This is a genomic window from Pedobacter sp. NJ-S-72 (assembly GCF_053890575.1).
Genome location: NZ_CM132681.1, coordinates 1,532,045 through 1,550,875, shown reverse-complemented (window position 1 = coordinate 1,550,875; position 18,831 = coordinate 1,532,045). Strand labels below are relative to the sequence as shown.

The following is an 18,831-nucleotide window of genomic DNA, read 5'->3' as shown; positions in this document are numbered from 1 at the left end:
TACAAAATTCTTTATTTAAAATGGTGCGTCATCATCAAAATCATCCATACGGGATGGTTTAATGATGACATTACCTGCTGGTCTGTCAAAATCTGCTGATGGCAGCATATACCAGCACCAGGACTATCCATAGAGAAGGAGTTAGGTGGCATAAAGTCTTCTTCAAGGTCGGTAAATTTAACGTACTTACCGATAAATCTCAACGGTACAATACCGGTTTCACCATTCCTGTGTTTCGCGATAATAACCTCGCCAACACCTGCCTGTGATCTTCCGCTTTCATCTTCTGTGATTCCGTAATATTCAGGACGGTAAAGGAAAAGTACCATATCCGCATCCTGCTCAATAGATCCGGACTCTCTCAAATCGGATAGAAGGGGACGTTTACCATTTACTCCGGGTCTTGTTTCCACTGCACGACTTAACTGTGATAGTGCAAGAACGGGAACATTTAATTCTTTAGCTACTGATTTCAGGGCTCTGGAAATACTACCAATTTCCTGCTCACGGTTACCACCACCGCTTTGTCCTTCACCTTTACCATGCATCAATTGTAAATAATCGATGATGATCATTTGTATGTCGTATTGTGATTTTAATCTTCTGCATTTTGCTCTGAACTCGAAAATATTCAGGGCAGGGGTATCATCAATCAAAAGCGGAGCTTCTGTTAATGTACCAATTTTACTGTGGAGCTGTTGCCATTCCCATTCCGCTAAGTTTCCTTTCCGGATTTTTTCCTGTTCAATCTCAGTTTCACCGGATATTAAACGATTCACTAACTGAACCGAGGACATCTCCAGAGAGAATACAACTACAGGACGTTTAAATTCAACTGCTGCATTTCTCGCACAGGTAAGTACGAAGGCAGTTTTCCCCATCGCCGGACGTGCTGCAATAATAACAAGATCTGATGGTTGCCATCCACCGGTAATCCGGTCTAATGCAGTAAAGCCTGATGGAACCCCTGTTAAGCCGTCGGACTTTGTTCTGAGTTCTTCCAGTGTCGCCAGAGATTGTTTAATGATCTCATCCATTTTCTGGGTATCCCTGCGCAGGTTATTCTGAGCAATATCAAAAAGACCTTTCTCTGCGTGATCCAGCAGGTCAAATATATCAGTTGTATCTTCGTATGCGTTTTGAATAATATCAGATGATATCCTGATTAATTCACGTTGTATATATTTTTGTGAAATAATACGGGCGTGGTATTCAATATTTGCAGCTGAGGCTACACGGTTAGTCAGGTTAGTGATATAATATGCACCGCCTACCATCTCCAGTGTACCCAATGTCCTGAGTTCGGAAGTGACAGTCAGAATATCTACTGGTTTGGATTTCTGAAACAGAATAGCGATGGCTTCAAATATTTTTTTGTGAGCCTCTGCATAAAAAACTTCAGGCTTCAGGATATCAATAACGGTAGAAAGGGCATCTTTTTCAAGCATGAGTGCACCAAGCACCGCTTCTTCTAAATCTATAGCTTGTGGGGGTATTTTGCCCATATTGCTCAAGGGGGCACCAACTCTGTTTTTTCTGGAAGAGGTAAAGTTCTGCCTATCCTGACCTTGTGTTCCGTTATCCGTATTCATAGCCCCAAAAATAGAGAAAAAATTTACTCCTCTAAAGATTTCTTTATGAACATTCTAACAGTATCAGATCATAGAATTTTGTGCCGGGGAGAAAAAAATTGTTATTTATTAACAAACTCTTGTTAATAAGGTGCTGTGTATCAGTCATAAAAAAACGATTCCTCAATTCTCATTATTTCAGCTATTTTTGCAGGTAAAATAAAATAAATGGAAAACTTTAGAAGGTCACCCAGGCCTAAAGAAAATAATGAATTTGTATTCGGTATACGTGCTGTAATTGAAGCAATTAAAGCCGGAAAAGATATAGAAAGTATATACATGCAGCGCGGTCTTACAGGAGAAATCATTCCTGAACTTAAAGGTTTGCTTAGAGATACCGATATTCCAGTACATAATGTTCCTGTAGAAAAACTGAATAGAATGACTCAGAAAAATCACCAGGGTGTGGTTGCTGTGATTTCTCAGATTACTTTTCAGAAAATTGAAGATATTATTCCTTTGATCTATGAAAAAGGAGAAGTTCCGCTGATCCTTATTCTGGATGGAATTACTGATGTTAGAAATATGGGTGCAATTGCGAGAACTGCTGCCTGTACTGGTGTACATGCTATTGTAGTACCTGCTAAAAATTCTGCTCAGATCAATGCTGATGCAATTAAAACATCCGCTGGTGCATTATTTACGATTCCGGTATGCCGTCAGCAAAACTTACATAAAACAGCACTTTACCTGCAGGAATGTGGTTTGCAGATCGTTGCTTGTACTGAAAAGACCAATGATTTAATTTATGCACCTGACTATACTGCACCTACGGCTATCGTAATGGGAGCGGAGGATGAAGGTATATCAAATGATATTATGCGTATGGCCAACCATCTAGCGAAGATCCCTATGTTTGGAGAGATCGGTTCACTAAATGTTTCGGTTTCTACTGGTGTGATCCTGTATGAAGCAATCAGACAACGCGTTAATAATTAAGAACCTGTTAATTACAGGTTCTAGATAAATTTCTGTCCAAAATTGGGACTTTACATCTGCTACGATTTGTTTCACGCTCTGTTCTTCAGATCTGGGACAAATCAACAGTGTATTGTTAGATTCCACTACGATATAATCATGTAAACCCTGAAGGATAACAAGTTTGTCCTCAGGTACATTAACCATACAGTTTGATGAATTGAACATCATTACCTGCTCTGATGGAATCACTGCATTACCCACATAATCTTTCTCGGCCATATCATAAATTGATGCCCACGTTCCAAGGTCTGACCATCCGAAATCGGTTGGCAGCACGTAAACATTGTCGGCTTTTTCCATAATCGCGAAGTCTATAGAAATATTTGTACACTGTAAATACGCATTGCCGATAAAGGCTTTTTCGTCAGGTGTGTTATAAGAAGATGCACCTAAATGGAAGATATCATACATATCAGGCAAATGCTTGTTAAATGCATCGTTGATAGCTTGAGCTGACCAGATGAAAATACCGGCGTTCCATAAGAAATCACCACTTTGTATAAAATGATTTTGCGAGTTCCAGGTTCGGTTTTTCAGTGAATAATTTCACTTTGTTGAATTGAGGATCTGTTGGTAATGGAGTTTCTATGTATTGTATGTAGCCATAACCTGTATCAGGACGGCTTGGTTTTATCCCAAGGGTGATCAGGCAATTGTTTTCTCTTGCTGCGTCCAGCGATTGCTCTATGGCTGCTATAAATGCATCCAGATTAGATATGGTGTGATCTGATGGGGCAACAACAATTGTTGCATTAGGATTGATCTCAGTGATCTTCATAGAGCCGTATGCGATACAAGGAGCTGTATTGCGCATAATAGGTTCTGCAAGAATCTGGTTTTCCTGAATACCAGGTAATTGTAATTTTACCAGGTCTACATAGATTTCATTGGTGACAATAAATATGTTTTCTGGTGGACATATTTTTAAAAAACGGTCATATGTGCTTTGAATAAGTGTTTTTCCCACACCGAAAAAGTCAATAAACTGTTTAGGATGTTCAACTCTGCTTACAGGCCAAAAGCGACTGCCAACGCCACCGGCCATGATTAGGGCGTAATTATCTTTGTTCATATTAGGATTAAACTATAATAAACCTTCGTGAAGAAGGTCGTGCAAATGTACGATACCAAAATAACCATTGACATCGGTGACTAATAATTGTGTAATATTGGATTGTCTGATCAGCTCAAATGCAGTTACTGCTAAAGTATCTTTATCAATCATTTTAGGGTTACTGTTCATAATGTCTTTTGCTGTCAGATCTGCAAGATCTGAATATTTTTCCAGCATTCTTCTTATATCGCCGTCTGTAATGATACCCATTATTTGGCTATTATCAACAACAACTACTGCACCTAAACGGTTTTTACTAATTGCAATTATTACATCTTTCACAGAAGCATCAGCCAGAATGCTTGGTTTAGCATTCCGCTCTGCCAGATCAGAAACTTTAAGATACAATTTTTTTCCTAAAGATCCGCCAGGGTGAAAACGGGCAAAATCACAGCACTAAATTCTCTGGCTAAAAGAAGACTTACCGCAAGCGCATCACCCATGGCAAGCTGAGCAGTTGTGCTTGTTGTTGGTGCCAGATTATTTGGACAGGCTTCTTTTTCTACCGTAGTATTCAGGATCAGGTCTGCCTGTCTGGCAAGCTCAGATTCCAGTTGTCCGACCATGCCCACAAGCAGGGCGCCACACTGTTTTAAGAGCGGTGCAAGTACCTTTATTTCGGGTGTATTTCCGCTTTTGGAAATGCAGATTACAATGTCTGTTTTCTGTATCATTCCGAGGTCTCCGTGTACCGCATCCGAGGCGTGCATATAGCTTGATGGAGTGCCCGTAGAATTCAAAGTAGCAACAATTTTCTGCGCAATAATGGCGCTTTTGCCGATTCCTGTCACAATTACGCGGCCGTTTCCGGCGATAATTCGCTCCACAATCGCTACAAAATCGTCATTTATGTGATTTACGAGCCCTAGTATAGCCTGCGCTTCCGCTTGTAAAGTGTTGATCCCCGCTGTGATAATAGATTTTTTACTTTTCAAAGAGAAATATTTAGTATATTGATGCTTTAATTGGTGCAAAATTATGTTATTTTGAATCAAAAATAGCACTGAATATTTTATACACAAAATGGATGTGAAAAAGTCGTTGTTTGACAACTTACAAACCTTTTTTGGTTTCGACAATTTTAAGGGGGATCAGGAATCAATTATTACCAATGTTCTTGAGCGAAAAAATACCTTTGTAATTATGCCTACAGGCGGTGGAAAATCCATCTGTTATCAATTGCCGGCTTTAATGTCAGAAGGTACTGCTATCGTGATATCACCGCTTATCGCGCTGATGAAAAATCAGGTAGATCAATTGAGAGCTTTTGGTGGAAGTGATAGTATTGCACACTTCCTGAATTCTTCTTTAAATAAGTCGGAAATTGCCCAGGTAAAAAGTGATTTGTTAAGTGGTCAGACTAAATTATTATACGTAGCGCCAGAATCATTTCCAAACCGGATAATATTGAATTTCTGAAGCTTATTACTATCTCTTTTGTTGCGGTTGATGAAGCTCATTGTATTTCAGAATGGGGACATGATTTTCGTCCGGAGTACCGGAGGATTCGCCAGGTGATTAGCGGCCTGGGACCAGATATCCCAATTATTGCTTTAACAGCAACGGCAACACCAAAAGTACAGCAGGATATTATTAAGAACTTGCAGATGGCTGATGCTACCTTGTTTAAGTCCTCGTTTAACAGGCCCAACTTATTTTATGAGATACGCCCTAAAAGGGATGTGATCAAAGAAATCATCAGGTACATTAAATACAATACAGGTAAATCCGGTATTATTTACTGTCTGAGCAGGAAAAAGGTTGAAGAGGTTGCCGAAGCGTTAAATCTGAATGGTATTAAGGCTTTGCCTTACCATGCCGGGTTAGAACCTAAAGTCAGAGCAGATACACAAGATAAATTCCTTATGGAAGATGTCGAGGTAATTGTTGCTACCATAGCCTTCGGGATGGGGATCGATAAACCTGATGTTCGTTTTGTAATACATCATGATATTCCTAAAAGTATGGAAGGTTACTACCAGGAAACCGGAAGAGCCGGCCGTGATGGCGGAGAAGGTGTTTGTATCGCTTTTTATGCGCAGAAGGATGTCGATAAGCTGGCCAAATTTATGAAAGACAAGCCTGTGGCCGAACGTGAAATTGGTACACAGATTCTGAAAGAAGTTATCGATTATGCTGAATCAGGCGTGTGCCGGAGAAAGCAGATCCTGCATTATTTTGGTGAGAACTTCAATGAAACAGGATGTAATTGCATGTGTGACAACTGTAAAAAGCCTAAAACCTATTTTGATGCAGAGGAACCGTTAAGAGTTGCGCTTAATCTGATTAAAAATATAGGAGAGAAGTTTGATGACGCACATATCCTTTGCGTGCTATTGGGTATGGAGACTGCACAAACAATTGCTTATGAGCATAGCAAATTACAGGAGTTTGGTTTGGGTAAGGTAGAAGGTGAAAATCTTTGGAAATCTTTAGTCAGACAAGCGGTATTGAATAATTTTTTATCGAAAGATATTGATAACTATGGTTTATTAAGACTCACTAATTCAGGAAATGATTTTATCAAAAACCCTTACAGTCTTAAATTCATTCTGAATGTGCCTATCGAAAGTTCGGCAGATGATGATGAAGATGATGTAAAACATGGTAGCGGAACACTGGATACGCAATTATTGTTATTGCTGAAAGATCTGAGAAAAAAGATCGCAAAGCAGAAAAGTGTTCCTCCTTTTGTAGTTTTCCAGGATCCTTCGTTAGAAGAAATGTGTACGCATTATCCGATTGCTATGGATGAGCTGAAACAGATCTCTGGTGTTGGAAATGGTAAGGCCATGAAATTTGGTACGCCTTTCATTGAACTGATTAAGAAATATGTGACAGACAATGATATTGAGCGTCCTATAGATTTAATTATTAAAACACAGGCTAATAAATCACAGTTAAAGGTATCTATCATACAAAATGTAGACAGACAGATTGGACTGGAAGATATTGCTAAATCCAAAGGAATCACTTATAGTGAGATCCTGAAAGAGATTGAAGCAATTGTCAATTCAGGAACCAAACTTAACCTGAACTATTTTGTGGATGAAATACTGGATGATGATCGTCAGGACGAAGTATTTGATTACTTCCGTGCGGCGGAAAATGATTCAATTGATGAAGCTTTGAAAGATTTGGGGGAAACGGATTATACGCGTGAAGAGATACAATTAATGAGAATTAAGTTCATGTCAGAACTTGGAAATTAAGCTTAAGCATGGTCAATTTTGAATTAGATAAATTAAAACATACTACTTCCGGAAATTTCTTTTTAATGGCCGGTCCTTGTGCAATTGAAGGTGAAGAGATCGCAATGAGAATTGCAGAGCGGATTGTAACCCTTACTGATCAATTGGAAATTCCTTTTATTTTTAAAGGGTCTTACAGAAAAGCAAATCGTTCTAAGGGTGATTCTTTTACTGGTATTGGTGATGAGAAAGCTTTGAAGATTTTAGAGAAGGTTGGAAAGACTTTTGGTGTTCCGACTGTAACTGATATTCACGAAAGTGCTGAGGCTGCAATGGCTGCTGCTTATGTAGATGTATTGCAGATCCCGGCTTTTTTATGCAGACAAACAGACTTACTGATTGCTGCTGCAAAAACAGGAAAAGTAGTTAACGTGAAAAAAGGACAATTTCTTTCTGCAGGTTCTATGAGGTTTGCAGTTGACAAAGTTTACGAAGCTGGCAATAAAAGAGTTATACTAACGGACAGAGGAAATACTTTTGGTTATCAGGATCTGATCGTTGATTATCGCGGCTTACCTGAAATGCAGTCTTTTGGTGTACCTGTAGTGATGGACGTAACGCATTCTTTACAACAGCCTAATCAAAGTTCTGGAGTAACCGGTGGTAAACCTCAGTTAATTGAGACGATTGCGAAAGCAGCGATTGCTGTTGGAGCAGATGGCTTGTTCATTGAAACTCATCCGGATCCCGCACATGCCAAATCTGATGGGGCTAATATGCTGCATCTTGATTTACTGGAACAGTTATTAGTGAAATTAATAAAAATTAGAAAAGCAGTGGTATAATATTCACCTTATTCATCTTAAAAAAAAAGCTGATCAATTTTATTGACCGGCTTTTTTTTGCTGAAATATTTTGAGATAATCGTGCTCTTTTTATATTTCTACCTCAATTTGCTATCTGATTAGATACCAGTAATAATAAATGACGTTCTGCGGTTTTGCTGACGACCACTAACAGTGTCATTTGATGAGATTGGTTTTGTGGCTCCGAACCCTTTAAAAGTTAAGCGATCCGGATTTACTTTATTTGCTATCAGGTAATCATATACTGCCTTAGAACGCTGTAAAGACAATTTCTGGTTGGTCTCAGCATTTCCTTCATTATCAGTATGTCCTTGGATTTCAATGCTTACACAGATATATTTGCTTGTAGTAATTGCAAAAGATTTGTTAATTCTGTAATTGAAGGAGGGAGCAGTTCAAATTTATTAGTATCAAAGAATATATTCTTCAAAACCATATTGGCACCCGGTTTCAGCTTTTCAAGATAGATTTCCAGCACATAAGGCTGACCAGTTTTTGCCTGATTCAGTTCGAAATTATCAGAATAAAAAAGATAGCCATCAGCTACTGCATTAAAAGCATAAGTGCTGCCAAGAGGCATTACAGCCAGAAATTCACCATTGTCTTTAGAAGTAAAGTCATTGAATTTAGTCTCTTTTGTTTTCAGGTTAACGACCTGTACTTTTGCTTCCAGAAATCCACGGGTTTCTTTATCTCTTACGATACCTTTTACATAAGTAATTGGCAATGGTTTTGCCGATTCCGGTAATTTAAATCTGTAAATGTCCATATGACCCAGACCGCCTTTGAGTACCGAAGAGAAATATCCCTCTGTTCCATCCGGACTCACCACATCAATCTTTCTTCTTGATTGAAAGTATTGATCGGATAACCTATGTTTACTGGTTTGCCCCATTTTCCATCTGTCTGTGCACGGCTATAAAAAATATCCATGCTTCCCATACCTGGCCATCCGTTAGAAGAGAAGTATAAAGTTTTACCATCAGGGTGTACAAAAGGCGTATTTTCATCATAAATAGTATTAATACCCGGACCAAGATTTTCTGGCTTGCTCCATTCACCTTCACCATTTAAAGTGGTTTTCCAGATATCATAACCACCAATTCCTCCGGGGCGGTTACTCACAAAATAGAGGGTATTTCCATCCGGGCTTACCGCAGGTTGAGAATCCCATGAAGAAGAGTTAACTACTGCACCCAAATTAAAAGGAGTATCCCAGTTATTTCCGCTTTTATGGCTCACATAAAGATCGCAGCTTCCAAATCCATCAGGACGGTTACAGCCTGTAAAAAAAAGGTACATCCCATCTGGTGAAATAGATTGTGCACCCTCATTAAATCTTGTGTTAATTTTATCACTGAGTGGTGTCGCAGTTTTCCATTCTTTATTCACTTTACGTGAAACATAGAAATCCTCGTTTCCATCTACTGTACGACTGAAAATAAGTGTTGATCCATCCGCGGTTATTGTTGGGAGATATTCCCTGTCCTTAGTGTTGATAGCAGGGCCTAAATTAACAGGATCATATTTCTCCGGTGATTTAATAGCAATAACTGCAAAATTACAATCCCGGATATATTTGTCAGCTTTCAGGATCATTTCCTGATCTTTGCCTTTGTATAGTTCTTTAAATGAAGAGAAGTGTTTCCCTGCACTGGCGTATTCCCCGGTATTCAATTCTGCTTCGCCCAAAGAATAATAAACTCTGGGAGCTAAGGGAACTGTTTGAATCTCAATTGCTTTTAAATAATTGAATTTGGCCTTTTCAAAAGATCTCCTGAGTTTATAAACATCGGCTAATTGAACAAAGGCAAACTGAAAAGAAGGATCTGCGGCAACTGCATCTTCTAATAGTTTAGCTGCTCCGTCGTAGTCTTTGCTTAATAATAATTTTTGTGCATACTCAAAATTCTGCTGTGCTTTTTTTATTGCAGATTCTTGTGCACAAACAAAGCTCTGACCTGCGAAGAACAGACAAAAAAAATACAATTATAATCTTTCTCATGCTATTTTTTTCAAGGTATCAGGCACTCAAAAGCATGCCACAGGATAAACTTAGCAAAAAAAATCTGACAGTTGATTACCGGTTCTAAATCCCTAAGGAATATTCAGGTATTTATGAGTTTGTAAGGAAATTTCCCATTTCGGGTTAGCCATTACATAATCTATAATCATTGGAGTAATCTCTTTTGATTTAGACCATTCTGGCTGAAGATAAAGTTTACAGGTAGGGGATACCGTTTCTGCATATTTCTCTGCCCATTCAAAATCACTCTTATTAAAGACAATAACCTTTAACTCATTTGCAAAAGGAGTGATGTCAGGACGCGGAGCCTTGAATTTTTTTGGAGATAAACAAATCCAGTCCCAGCTGCCAGACAATGGATAAGCACCTGAAGTTTCAATAAAAGTCAGAATGTTTTTGTCCTGCAGTTTTTTAGTCAGGTAATCCATGTTATAGATCAATGGCTCACCACCAGTGATTACTACAGCTTTACCAGGAAATGTGTCAGCTTTTTCGGCGATATCATCGGCCGAAGTTAATGGGTGAAGTTCGGCATCCCAGCTTTCCTTCACATCACACCAGTGACAACCCACATCGCAACCTCCAAGACGAATAAAATAGGCAGCTTTGCCTGTGTTGAAACCTTCACCCTGTATAGTGTAAAATTCTTCCATTAATGGAAGCAATGTGCCGTCTGCTGGAATATTATGTGCCATATATCAATTGGCAAAGTTAAATAAATATGGATGGAAAATAGGAATATATGTATATTGACCCTATTTAAATGACTAATCTATGAATAAGCAAAGCATCAATGGCTGATTTACGCTGGTATAAAATTGATGAAGAAATTCCAGAGGGGGATTTTATCCGGCAGATCCATGTTGCGGGTAAAAAATTATGCCTGCTCAGGCACCATCAACAAATCTATCTGGTACAAAATACCTGTCCTCATGCAGGGGGGATTTTAAGTGGAGGTTGGTGTGAAAAAGGGAAATTAATTTGTCCGATTCATCGGTATGAGTATGATTTGACTACGGGAAGAGGAGTAGAGGGACAAGGAGATTATATCAATATATATCCTGTGCGGGAAGAACCTGATGGTTTATATGCTGGATTTAAGCAAAGCCTGTTTAGCCGTTTTTTCGGTAAAATTAATATCACAAACGAAAAAAACCTGTAAATATAATTTACAGGTTTGATAGATAGGCAATTTGAATTACCTGTATGTTTTAAGAATAGATTTCTTTTTTAGCAGAAGCCAATGTGTTTTTAAGTAAGCCAACAATCGTCATCAAACCAACTCCACCGGGTACAGGTGTAATCCATGAAGATAAAGGAGCTACATTTTCAAAATCAACATCACCATATAATTTGTACCCTGATTTTGTTGTTTCAGAATTTTCTCTGTTAATACCAACGTCTATAATAATAGCACCAGGTTTAACCATATCTGCCGTTACAAAATTCTTCTTACCGATAGCGGCAATAATGATATCTGCCTGCAAAGCAATCTCTTTCAGATTTGTTGTTTTACTGTGTGTCAATGTAACCGTGCAATTGCCAGGACTCGCATTACGTGCCATTAAAATACTCATTGGGCTACCAACGATGTTACTGCGTCCAACAACTACGCAATGTTTACCAGCAGTATCAATTCCATAAGCCTTTAACAATAATAAAATACCATAAGGGGTAGCTGGAATAAAACAAGGCAGATTACGCATCATACGTCCCAGGTTTACCGGGTGAAATCCGTCTACATCTTTACGGTGGTCTATTGCTTCAGTAACTTTCTCAGGATCTATATGTTTTGGAAGTGGTAGCTGAACAATAAGTCCGTCAACACCTGCATCACTATTGATCTCATGGATTTTTTGAAGTAATTCTTCTTCAGTTACCTCTACATCATATCTGATCAGAGAAGATTGAAATCCTACTTTTTCGCAGTTTTTCATCTTGCTCGCCACATAAGTTTCGCTTCCGCCATCATTACCAACCAGTATAGCCAGTAAATGAGGTTTGCGTCCACTTTGCATTAAAAAATCTGCCGCTTCCGCTGCTATTTCTAATTTGATTTTTTCTGATGCGAATTTTCCGTCCAGTAACTGCATATCAAACGCTATATTTTGTGTTATACGATTAATCTAATTTCAATACGGCCATAAATGCAGTTTGTGGGATTTCCACATTGCCTACCTGGCGCATACGTTTCTTACCTTTTTTCTGTTTCTCTAACAGTTTACGTTTACGTGAAATATCTCCGCCATAACATTTTGCTGTTACGTCCTTACGTAAGGCTTTCACAGTTTCTCTGGCGATAATTTTAGCACCAATAGAGGCCTGGATGATAATTTCGAATTGCTGACGTGGAATTAGTTCTCTTAATTTCTCACAGATCTTCTTTCCAAAATCGTAAGAGTTACTCCGGTGAATCAATGAGGATAAAGCATCCACAGGTTCTGCATTTAACAAAATATCCAATCTGACCAGATCAGATTTGCGGTAACCAATCTGATGATAATCAAAAGAAGCATATCCTTTCGAAATAGTCTTCAGACGATCATAGAAGTCAAATACAATCTCACCCATAGGAATCTCAAAAACAAGCTCTACACGGTCTGATGTTAAATACGACTGGTTAACGATAACTCCCCTTTTTTGAATACAAAGTGACATTACAGGTCCAACAAACTCGGCTTTGGTAATAATATTTGCCTTGATATATGGCTCTTCTACATATTCCATTTTACTTGGATCAGGAAGATCAGTAGGGTTATTTACAATAATAAGATCGCCTTTGGTAGTCATCGCCTGGTAAGACACATTTGGGAACGGTAGTAATTACCGTCATGTCAAATTCACGCTCCAGACGCTCCTGGATAATCTCCATATGCAGCATGCCCAGGAATCCGCAACGGAAACCAAAACCTAATGCTGCTGATGACTCAGGCTCGAATACAATGGAAGCATCATTAAGCTGCAATTTGTGCATTGCCTCTCTCAATTCTTCAAACTCATCCGTATCTACCGGGTAAATACCAGCGAACACCATCGGCTTAACCTCCTCAAATCCTTTAATCGGCTCTGAACTCGGGCGGTCTTTATGCGTAATTGTATCTCCAACTTTTACCTCTCTGGCTTCTTTAATACCAGAAATAATATAACCAACATCACCAGTTCTGATGACATCTTTTGGCAATTGTTTCAGTTTTAGTGTTCCTACTTCCTCAGCAATATATTCCTTACCGGTAGCTACGAATTTCACTTTGTCTTTCTTACGGATTTCTCCGTTTAACACTTTGAAATAAGCAACGATGCCACGGAATGAATCAAAAACAGAGTCAAAGATCAAAGCTTGTAACTCTCCGTCAGGATTTCCCTTAGGTGCAGGTACACGTTCAACAATAGCACGCAGGATATCGTGAACACCCTGACCGGTTTTTCCTGAAGCAGGGATGATTTCTTCTCGTTTACAACCAATCAGTTCGATAATCTGATCTTTCACTTCCTCAGGCATAGCACCAGGCAAGTCCATTTTATTTAAGATAGGGATGATCTCAAGATCATGCTCAAGTGCTAAATACAGATTGGAAATAGTTTGGGCCTGAATCCCCTGTGAAGCATCTACGATCAATAAAGCACCTTCGCAGGCCGCAATTGAACGGGAAACTTCATAAGAAAAATCTACGTGTCCGGGAGTGTCAATTAAGTTTAATATATAGGGCTGTCCGTCCTGGACATAGTCCATTTGGATCGCATGACTTTTAATGGTAATACCGCGTTCACGCTCCAAATCCATATCATCCAAAAGCTGAGCCTGTGACTCTCTCTCTGGTGATTGTATTCGTGTATTCAAGTAAACGGTCGGCCAAAGTACTTTTACCGTGGTCAATGTGTGCAATTATGCAAAAATTACGTATGTGCTTCATCAGTGCCGCAAATATAGAATATTAGCTTGATTATTCCGCACTGTTTGCCAGTTCCAGTAAATTTTTGACCAGTTCTGCATCCGTAAATGAAGAACTATATTCATCTGTATCATCGCCCATGCTTAATTCACTGTTCCTGAATAACATTTTACTGGTATGATTTTTTCTTGCTGAACCATGAAATTCTTTGGCACCAGTCTGAGTAATCAACTGTTTAATATTTGAAGTGTTGATACAGGCTCCCGGCATGATCGTGATCCGGTGACCTGCCTGCCTGATTAGCAAAGCCAGTTTATCCGCACCATCCAGTGCAGTAGCTTTTCCTCCGGAAGTCAGAATACGGATAATCCCCAGCGAAATTATATCTTCCAATGCTTCTTCCATATTTACAGCCATATCAAATGCTCTGTGGAAAGCGACTTTCATCGGCTTTGCCAGCGCAATCAATTCGGCACAACGGGCCATATCTACTTTGCCATCTGCAGTAAGAATACCCGTTACTATGCCTTCACATTGTAATTCTTTGCAGATTTTCACATCCTCCTTCATCAGTTCAAATTCCAGATCTGAATACAGGAAATCTCCACCACGTGGCCTGATGATAGGGTAGACCTCTATAGAAAGTATTTGCTTCGCCAGTTTAATTTCTGCGTAGCTGGGTGTAGTTCCACCCTCTGTCAGGCTTGCACATAGTTCTACCCTTATTGCGCCTCCCCGCTGTGCCTCCAGTGCAGAGCTTACAGAGTTGGCGCAAACCTCCATTTTAATCATAGCTGTAAATTTTAGTAGTAACTTTTTCCAGGAATCAATAGATCTTTGTTTTCTGATGTACAAACAGCATAGCTGAATCCCTTTTGAATTGCATATGCACCATATTGCCCTTTTTTATTCAGTGCTAAAAATCCGACCTGGATTTCTTTAGCTTTTGCTGGTTTCTTTTTAATAATACGCATGACGGCTTCCTTACAAGCTTCTTCGGGCGGATAACCCTGACGCATTAGTTCAACAACCAGGAAGCTGCCTACGTTACGGATTACCTCTTCTCCGACACCTGTTGAAGTTGCTCCTCCAATCTCATTGTCTACATATAAACCTGCGCCAATAATAGGACTGTCACCTACACGGCCATGTAACTTAAAAGCCATCCCACTAGTCGTACAGGCACCGGATAGATTACCATTGGCATCAAGGGCAAGCATACCTATGGTATCATGGTTATATTGATTTCCTGGTAATCTGGTTGGTGAAGCTTTATCGTATAATTTGTTTTCAATATTCATTATAGGCTCGTACTTTGCAGTTTTAAGCCATTCTTTCCATACTTTTTCACTTTCGGGAGTCAGCAGGTTTATCTTTTTAAATCCATTCTCTAAGGCGAACTGTAACGCTCCGTCGCCTGCAAGCAAGCATTACATGCGGAGTTTTTTCCATCACGAGTCTTGCAACAGAAATAGGATGCATAATATGCTCAAGAGCAGCTACTGATCCGCAATTACCTAAATCATCCATGATACAGGCGTCTAAGGTTACTTTTCCATCTCTGTCTGGTAATCCGCCATAACCTACACTTTGATTTTTGGGATCTGCTTCAGGCACCTGAACTCCTTTTTCTACAGCATCAAGGGAGCGGCCGCCTGATGATAATACATCCCATGCTGCATGATTGGCTGCAATACCAAAATCCCATGTTGAAATTACAATTGGTTTTCCAGCTGCTGCTACGCTGGAAGAAGGAAGGATGTTAGCCATTCCGCTTTTATCAATCGCCAGCAGAGAAGCGGACAATGCGGAACATTTAATGAATTTTCTACGGTCAAACATAAAAACGGTTTAGGTTATTCAGACACAAGATTACATTAAATATCCAACTCTTAAAAGGTATTTAAACAGAAAAATCCGGACTGACTGAGCCGGATTTAAATATAGTTTTCTGTTAATTTATGAGTTTAAATTCATCTGCGTCTTTCAAAAATGGAAATCCACGGCGTATTTTCACCAGATCTTCGTGATTGACACTAAAAGTATAAAGATCTTCATCTTCAGGTTTATAGTAAACTGTATTCCCAAAAGCATCTATACACATAGAGTGGCCACTATGGTAAACCTCATTGCCATCATGGCCAACACGGTTAACCGCAACTACATAACTCTGATTTTCAATTGCTCTGGCCGGGATCAGTGCTTTCCAGTGTGGAATACGTTTATCGGGCCAGCTTGCAATGACTAATAGCAAATCATATGCTGCATCATTATTTCTTAACCAGACCGGGAATCGAAGGTCATAGCAGATTGCAAGCCTGATTTTCCAGCCTTTCAATTCTACAACGATTTTATCCTGTCCGGCTGTATAGGTTTTATCTTCTTCACCCATTCCAAAAAGATGCCTTTTATCGTAATGCTGATAATCGCCGGTTGGCAACATCCAGATCATCCGGTTATAATAGACACCATTTTCTTTGATGATTAAACTTCCTGTAATTACGCAATCGTATTTAGCGGCAGAAGCTGCCATCCATGTCATTGTTTTACCACTCATCTCTTCTGCTAATTCTGCAGCATGCATACTAAAACCAGTATTGAACATTTCGGGTAATACAATAAGATCCGTTTTTTCCTTTACGCCAGAAGACAAACGCAGAGATATATTCTGCAGGTTTTTGTCTACATTTTCCCAAAATAAATAAGCTTGAAAAATTGTTATTTTTAGATTATTAATATTGAGATAGTTTGGGTTCTCCATATATTGATAAGGTAATAGGCATGTAAAATTATAGTTTCATTAATCTTTCAACGGATTTTTCCAGTGTATCTTGCCTTTTGGCAAAACAAAAACGCAGAACCCGGTGATCTGTGTTCCTGATATAAAATGCGGAAACAGGGATAGATGCCACACCGATATCTGTTATTAACCGTCTTGCTAAAACAGTATCTTCCTCCTCACTAAAATGGTCATAGCTCACGCATTGAAAGTAGGAACCTTTACAAGGTAGCAATTTAAACTTGGTTTGATCCAGCAATGACCTGAATAAATCACGTTTCTCCTGGAAAAAAGCTGATAGTCCCAGGTAAACAGATGGGTCTTTCAAATAATTTGCAATACCGGCCTGCATAGGAGTGTTGACACTGAATACATTAAACTGATGTATTTTTCTGAATTCTTTCATCAGCGGTTCAGGTGCAATGCAATATCCTGCTTTCCATCCTGTTGTATGTAATAGTTTGCCAAAAGAGGCCACAATAAACGTTCGTTCACGTAGTTCAGGATAAGAAGCCAGTGAATTATGTTTTGCACCATCATAAATCAGATGTTCATAAACCTCATCACTCAGGATCAATACATCCGTACCTTTTGTCAGTTTAATCAGTGCTTTAATATCCTTATCTGTTAATACTGCACCCGTTGGGTTATGCGGACTATTCAGAATAATCATTTTTGTACTGGCTGTAAATAGTTTTTTAACCATTTCCCAGTCGATACTATATTCAGGAGGGGTCATTTCATAGGATTTGACCAGTCCGCCCAGCATTTTTATAGTTGGTGCATAACAATCATAAGCAGGTTCAAAAATAATGACCTCATCTCCAGCCTGAATACAAGCCGTTAAAGCAGTAAATATGGCTTGTGTACCACCAGCAGTGATGGTTACTTCTGTATCCGGATGATAATTTGATCCGTATTGAAGATTTACTTTATCGGCAACCAGCTCTCTTAAAGATTGAACACCCATCATTGGTGCATATTGATTATGCCCGTTTCTCATTGCGTCGGCAACAAGGTCAATCAATTTAGGGTCACAATCGTAATCAGGGAAGCCCTGAGAAAGGTTAATGGCGTTGTGTTCAGCCGCTAACTGGGACATCACTGAAAAAATAGTGTTGGATATTCCCGGAAGTTTCGAGTATGTATGTAGCTATCATGTACAGGCAAAATTATAAAATAAATTAAGAGCCTGTTTAAAATTCATCTATATTTAATAATTTGCGATACGTATGACTTTTAAAAAAAAGAGAGCAGATTACTGCTGGTACTGGGGAGTTTTTTTGTAGCTAATACTATTCTGTCTGAGTTTATTGGTGTTAAGATATTTAGCGTGGAAGCGACATTAGGAATTAAACATTTTAATATTAATCTGTTAGGCGTTCCGAATTTATCCTTCCATATGTCGGCAGGTGTGCTGACATGGCCATTGATTTTTATTATGACTGATATTATCAATGAATACTTCGGGATGAAACAAGTCCGGTTTCTTTCCATATTAACAGCTATACTCATTGGTTATGCATTTTTTATTGTCTGGGGGGGGCAATGAATCTGAATTCGTCAGATTTTTGGGTGAACCAAAAGATTAACGGGCAAAATCTGAATATGGATAATGCCTTTGCAGGTATTTTTGGACAGGGAATGTGGATTATAGTAGGCTCTATTGTCGCTTTTTTAGTCGGTCAGTTTGCGGATGTGCTTATTTTTCACAAAATCAAGAAGATTACCGGGGAGCGGGCTTTATGGCTTAGGTCTACCGGATCTACTTTAGTGTCACAATTGATAGACAGTTTTGTCGTCATTTTTATTGCTTTTTATTTAAACCCTCAATACCATTGGAGCTGGCAAATGGTGGCTGCAATAGGATTGGTTAATTATACATATAAATTCCTGGTCGCTATTTTAATGACCCCTATACTTTATCTTGTGCATGGCATCATTGATAACTATCTGGGTAAAGACCTCGCGCATAAATTGATTAAAATGGCAGGCAGGGGATAGGAAGGTGTCTGTTGATTTTTTTAAAACATTGATAATCAGTTATTGTTGTATGGTTATGAAAACGGTGACTTTTTCTTTCGATCATCCGGTAGCAGTCAAAATTTTTTTTAGCTGCCTGTCAAATCCCGAGCTTAAACACGAAATAAAATTTGTGCGCAGTGATGAGTATGGACTGCTTCATGTTCCGGTTGATGGTACCCCTAAAGGTGTCTGGAAACTATTGCTGGAATGGAATTACGATGATCGGGACTTCTGTATGGAAAGGATAATTGAGCTGCCAGGCGCAATTTCATAACAGTTGTTTACAATTAAATAAATATTTTATCGATTACTTACAATCTGATTGCAA

General features: G+C 39.0%; 17 protein-coding genes and 5 pseudogenes. 7 read left to right on the top strand and 15 right to left on the bottom strand.

Annotation, left to right across the window (positions count from 1 at the left end; translation table 11 throughout):
* Positions 1-15: 15 nt before the first annotated feature.
* A pseudogene (dnaB, locus tag ACWYN3_RS10285) lies at positions 16-1,592 on the bottom strand (replicative DNA helicase).
* 207 nt (positions 1,593-1,799) lie between these two features.
* Between dnaB and rlmB the strand changes: the two are divergent.
* A complete protein-coding gene (gene rlmB / locus ACWYN3_RS10280; protein ID WP_456221065.1) occupies positions 1,800-2,570 on the top strand; it encodes a 23S rRNA (guanosine(2251)-2'-O)-methyltransferase RlmB in 771 nt (256 codons plus the stop codon).
* Positions 2,571-2,603: 33 nt separating this feature from the next.
* Here rlmB and ACWYN3_RS10275 read toward each other — a convergent pair.
* From ACWYN3_RS10275 to ACWYN3_RS10265, 3 genes and pseudogenes are all read right to left on the bottom strand, one after another.
* Positions 2,604-3,684, bottom strand: a pseudogene (locus ACWYN3_RS10275) (mannose-1-phosphate guanylyltransferase); the annotation flags it as partial.
* A 12-nt stretch (positions 3,685-3,696) separates the two neighbouring features.
* Complete coding sequence (locus ACWYN3_RS10270; protein WP_456221064.1) at positions 3,697-4,074, bottom strand: CBS domain-containing protein; 378 nt, start codon at positions 4,072-4,074, stop codon at positions 3,697-3,699.
* Between the two features lie 8 nt (positions 4,075-4,082).
* Positions 4,083-4,700, bottom strand: coding sequence for a KpsF/GutQ family sugar-phosphate isomerase (locus ACWYN3_RS10265; protein ID WP_456221063.1), 618 nt, complete (start codon positions 4,698-4,700; stop codon positions 4,083-4,085).
* Positions 4,701-4,749: 49 nt separating this feature from the next.
* Between ACWYN3_RS10265 and recQ the strand changes: the two are divergent.
* Both recQ and kdsA read left to right on the top strand, forming a co-directional pair.
* Positions 4,750-6,938: pseudogene (gene recQ, locus ACWYN3_RS10260) on the top strand (DNA helicase RecQ).
* Positions 6,939-6,946: 8 nt separating this feature from the next.
* Positions 6,947-7,762: a 3-deoxy-8-phosphooctulonate synthase gene (gene kdsA / locus ACWYN3_RS10255; RefSeq protein ID WP_068398138.1), complete on the top strand. Its 816-nt coding sequence runs from the start codon at positions 6,947-6,949 to the stop codon at positions 7,760-7,762.
* A gap of 119 nt (positions 7,763-7,881) precedes the next feature.
* Here kdsA and ACWYN3_RS10250 read toward each other — a convergent pair whose 3' ends face one another.
* The 4 genes from ACWYN3_RS10250 to ACWYN3_RS10235 all read right to left on the bottom strand — a co-directional run bounded on the left by ACWYN3_RS10250 (position 7,882) and on the right by ACWYN3_RS10235 (position 10,504).
* Complete coding sequence (locus tag ACWYN3_RS10250) at positions 7,882-8,052, bottom strand: OmpA family protein (protein ID WP_456221062.1); 171 nt, start codon at positions 8,050-8,052, stop codon at positions 7,882-7,884.
* 56 nt (positions 8,053-8,108) lie between these two features.
* Positions 8,109-8,612 carry a hypothetical protein gene (locus tag ACWYN3_RS10245; protein WP_456221061.1) on the bottom strand — a complete coding sequence of 168 codons (504 nt, stop codon included), beginning with the start codon at positions 8,610-8,612 and terminating at the stop codon, positions 8,109-8,111.
* Positions 8,609-9,772 carry a hypothetical protein gene (locus tag ACWYN3_RS10240; protein WP_456221060.1) on the bottom strand — a complete coding sequence of 388 codons (1,164 nt, stop codon included), beginning with the start codon at positions 9,770-9,772 and terminating at the stop codon, positions 8,609-8,611. The genes ACWYN3_RS10245 and ACWYN3_RS10240 overlap by 4 nt, the downstream gene beginning before the upstream one ends.
* A gap of 108 nt (positions 9,773-9,880) precedes the next feature.
* Entirely contained in the window at positions 9,881-10,504 is a 624-nt protein-coding gene (locus ACWYN3_RS10235) for a 7-carboxy-7-deazaguanine synthase QueE (protein WP_456221059.1), read from the bottom strand.
* 98 nt (positions 10,505-10,602) lie between these two features.
* Between ACWYN3_RS10235 and ACWYN3_RS10230 the strand changes: the two genes are divergently transcribed.
* Positions 10,603-10,971: a Rieske (2Fe-2S) protein gene (locus tag ACWYN3_RS10230; protein ID WP_456221058.1), complete on the top strand. Its 369-nt coding sequence runs from the start codon at positions 10,603-10,605 to the stop codon at positions 10,969-10,971.
* A 49-nt stretch (positions 10,972-11,020) separates the two neighbouring features.
* Here the strand turns inward: ACWYN3_RS10230 and ACWYN3_RS10225 are convergent, their stop codons facing one another.
* The 7 genes and pseudogenes from ACWYN3_RS10225 to ACWYN3_RS10195 form a co-directional block, all read right to left on the bottom strand.
* Positions 11,021-11,902: a bifunctional 5,10-methylenetetrahydrofolate dehydrogenase/5,10-methenyltetrahydrofolate cyclohydrolase gene (locus tag ACWYN3_RS10225; RefSeq protein WP_456221057.1), complete on the bottom strand. Its 882-nt coding sequence runs from the start codon at positions 11,900-11,902 to the stop codon at positions 11,021-11,023.
* Between the two features lie 28 nt (positions 11,903-11,930).
* Positions 11,931-13,720 (bottom strand): annotated as a pseudogene (gene lepA / locus ACWYN3_RS10220) (translation elongation factor 4).
* 30 nt (positions 13,721-13,750) lie between these two features.
* On the bottom strand, positions 13,751-14,491 hold the full coding sequence (locus ACWYN3_RS10215; RefSeq protein ID WP_456221056.1) for a copper homeostasis protein CutC: 741 nt from the start codon (positions 14,489-14,491) through the stop codon (positions 13,751-13,753).
* A gap of 11 nt (positions 14,492-14,502) precedes the next feature.
* Positions 14,503-15,126: an isoaspartyl peptidase/L-asparaginase gene (locus ACWYN3_RS10210; protein WP_456221055.1), complete on the bottom strand. Its 624-nt coding sequence runs from the start codon at positions 15,124-15,126 to the stop codon at positions 14,503-14,505.
* Entirely contained in the window at positions 15,077-15,541 is a 465-nt protein-coding gene (locus ACWYN3_RS10205; RefSeq protein ID WP_456221054.1) for an isoaspartyl peptidase/L-asparaginase, read from the bottom strand. Before ACWYN3_RS10205 ends, ACWYN3_RS10210 begins: the two co-directional genes overlap by 50 nt.
* Positions 15,542-15,653: 112 nt before the next feature.
* Positions 15,654-16,460: a nitrilase family protein gene (locus tag ACWYN3_RS10200; RefSeq protein WP_456221053.1), complete on the bottom strand. Its 807-nt coding sequence runs from the start codon at positions 16,458-16,460 to the stop codon at positions 15,654-15,656.
* A 28-nt stretch (positions 16,461-16,488) separates the two neighbouring features.
* Positions 16,489-17,619: pseudogene (locus ACWYN3_RS10195) on the bottom strand (methionine aminotransferase); the annotation flags it as partial.
* Between the two features lie 192 nt (positions 17,620-17,811).
* Between ACWYN3_RS10195 and ACWYN3_RS10190 the strand changes: the two are divergent.
* The 3 genes from ACWYN3_RS10190 to ACWYN3_RS10180 all read left to right on the top strand — a co-directional run bounded on the left by ACWYN3_RS10190 (position 17,812) and on the right by ACWYN3_RS10180 (position 18,777).
* Positions 17,812-18,030 (top strand): VUT family protein, encoded by a 219-nt coding sequence (locus ACWYN3_RS10190; RefSeq protein WP_456221052.1) that lies wholly within the window; start codon positions 17,812-17,814, stop codon positions 18,028-18,030.
* 23 nt (positions 18,031-18,053) lie between these two features.
* Positions 18,054-18,482: a queuosine precursor transporter gene (locus ACWYN3_RS10185; RefSeq protein ID WP_456221051.1), complete on the top strand. Its 429-nt coding sequence runs from the start codon at positions 18,054-18,056 to the stop codon at positions 18,480-18,482.
* Positions 18,483-18,633: 151 nt separating this feature from the next.
* A complete protein-coding gene (locus tag ACWYN3_RS10180) occupies positions 18,634-18,777 on the top strand; it encodes a hypothetical protein (protein WP_456221050.1) in 144 nt (47 codons plus the stop codon).
* The last annotated feature ends 54 nt before the right edge of the window (positions 18,778-18,831 follow it).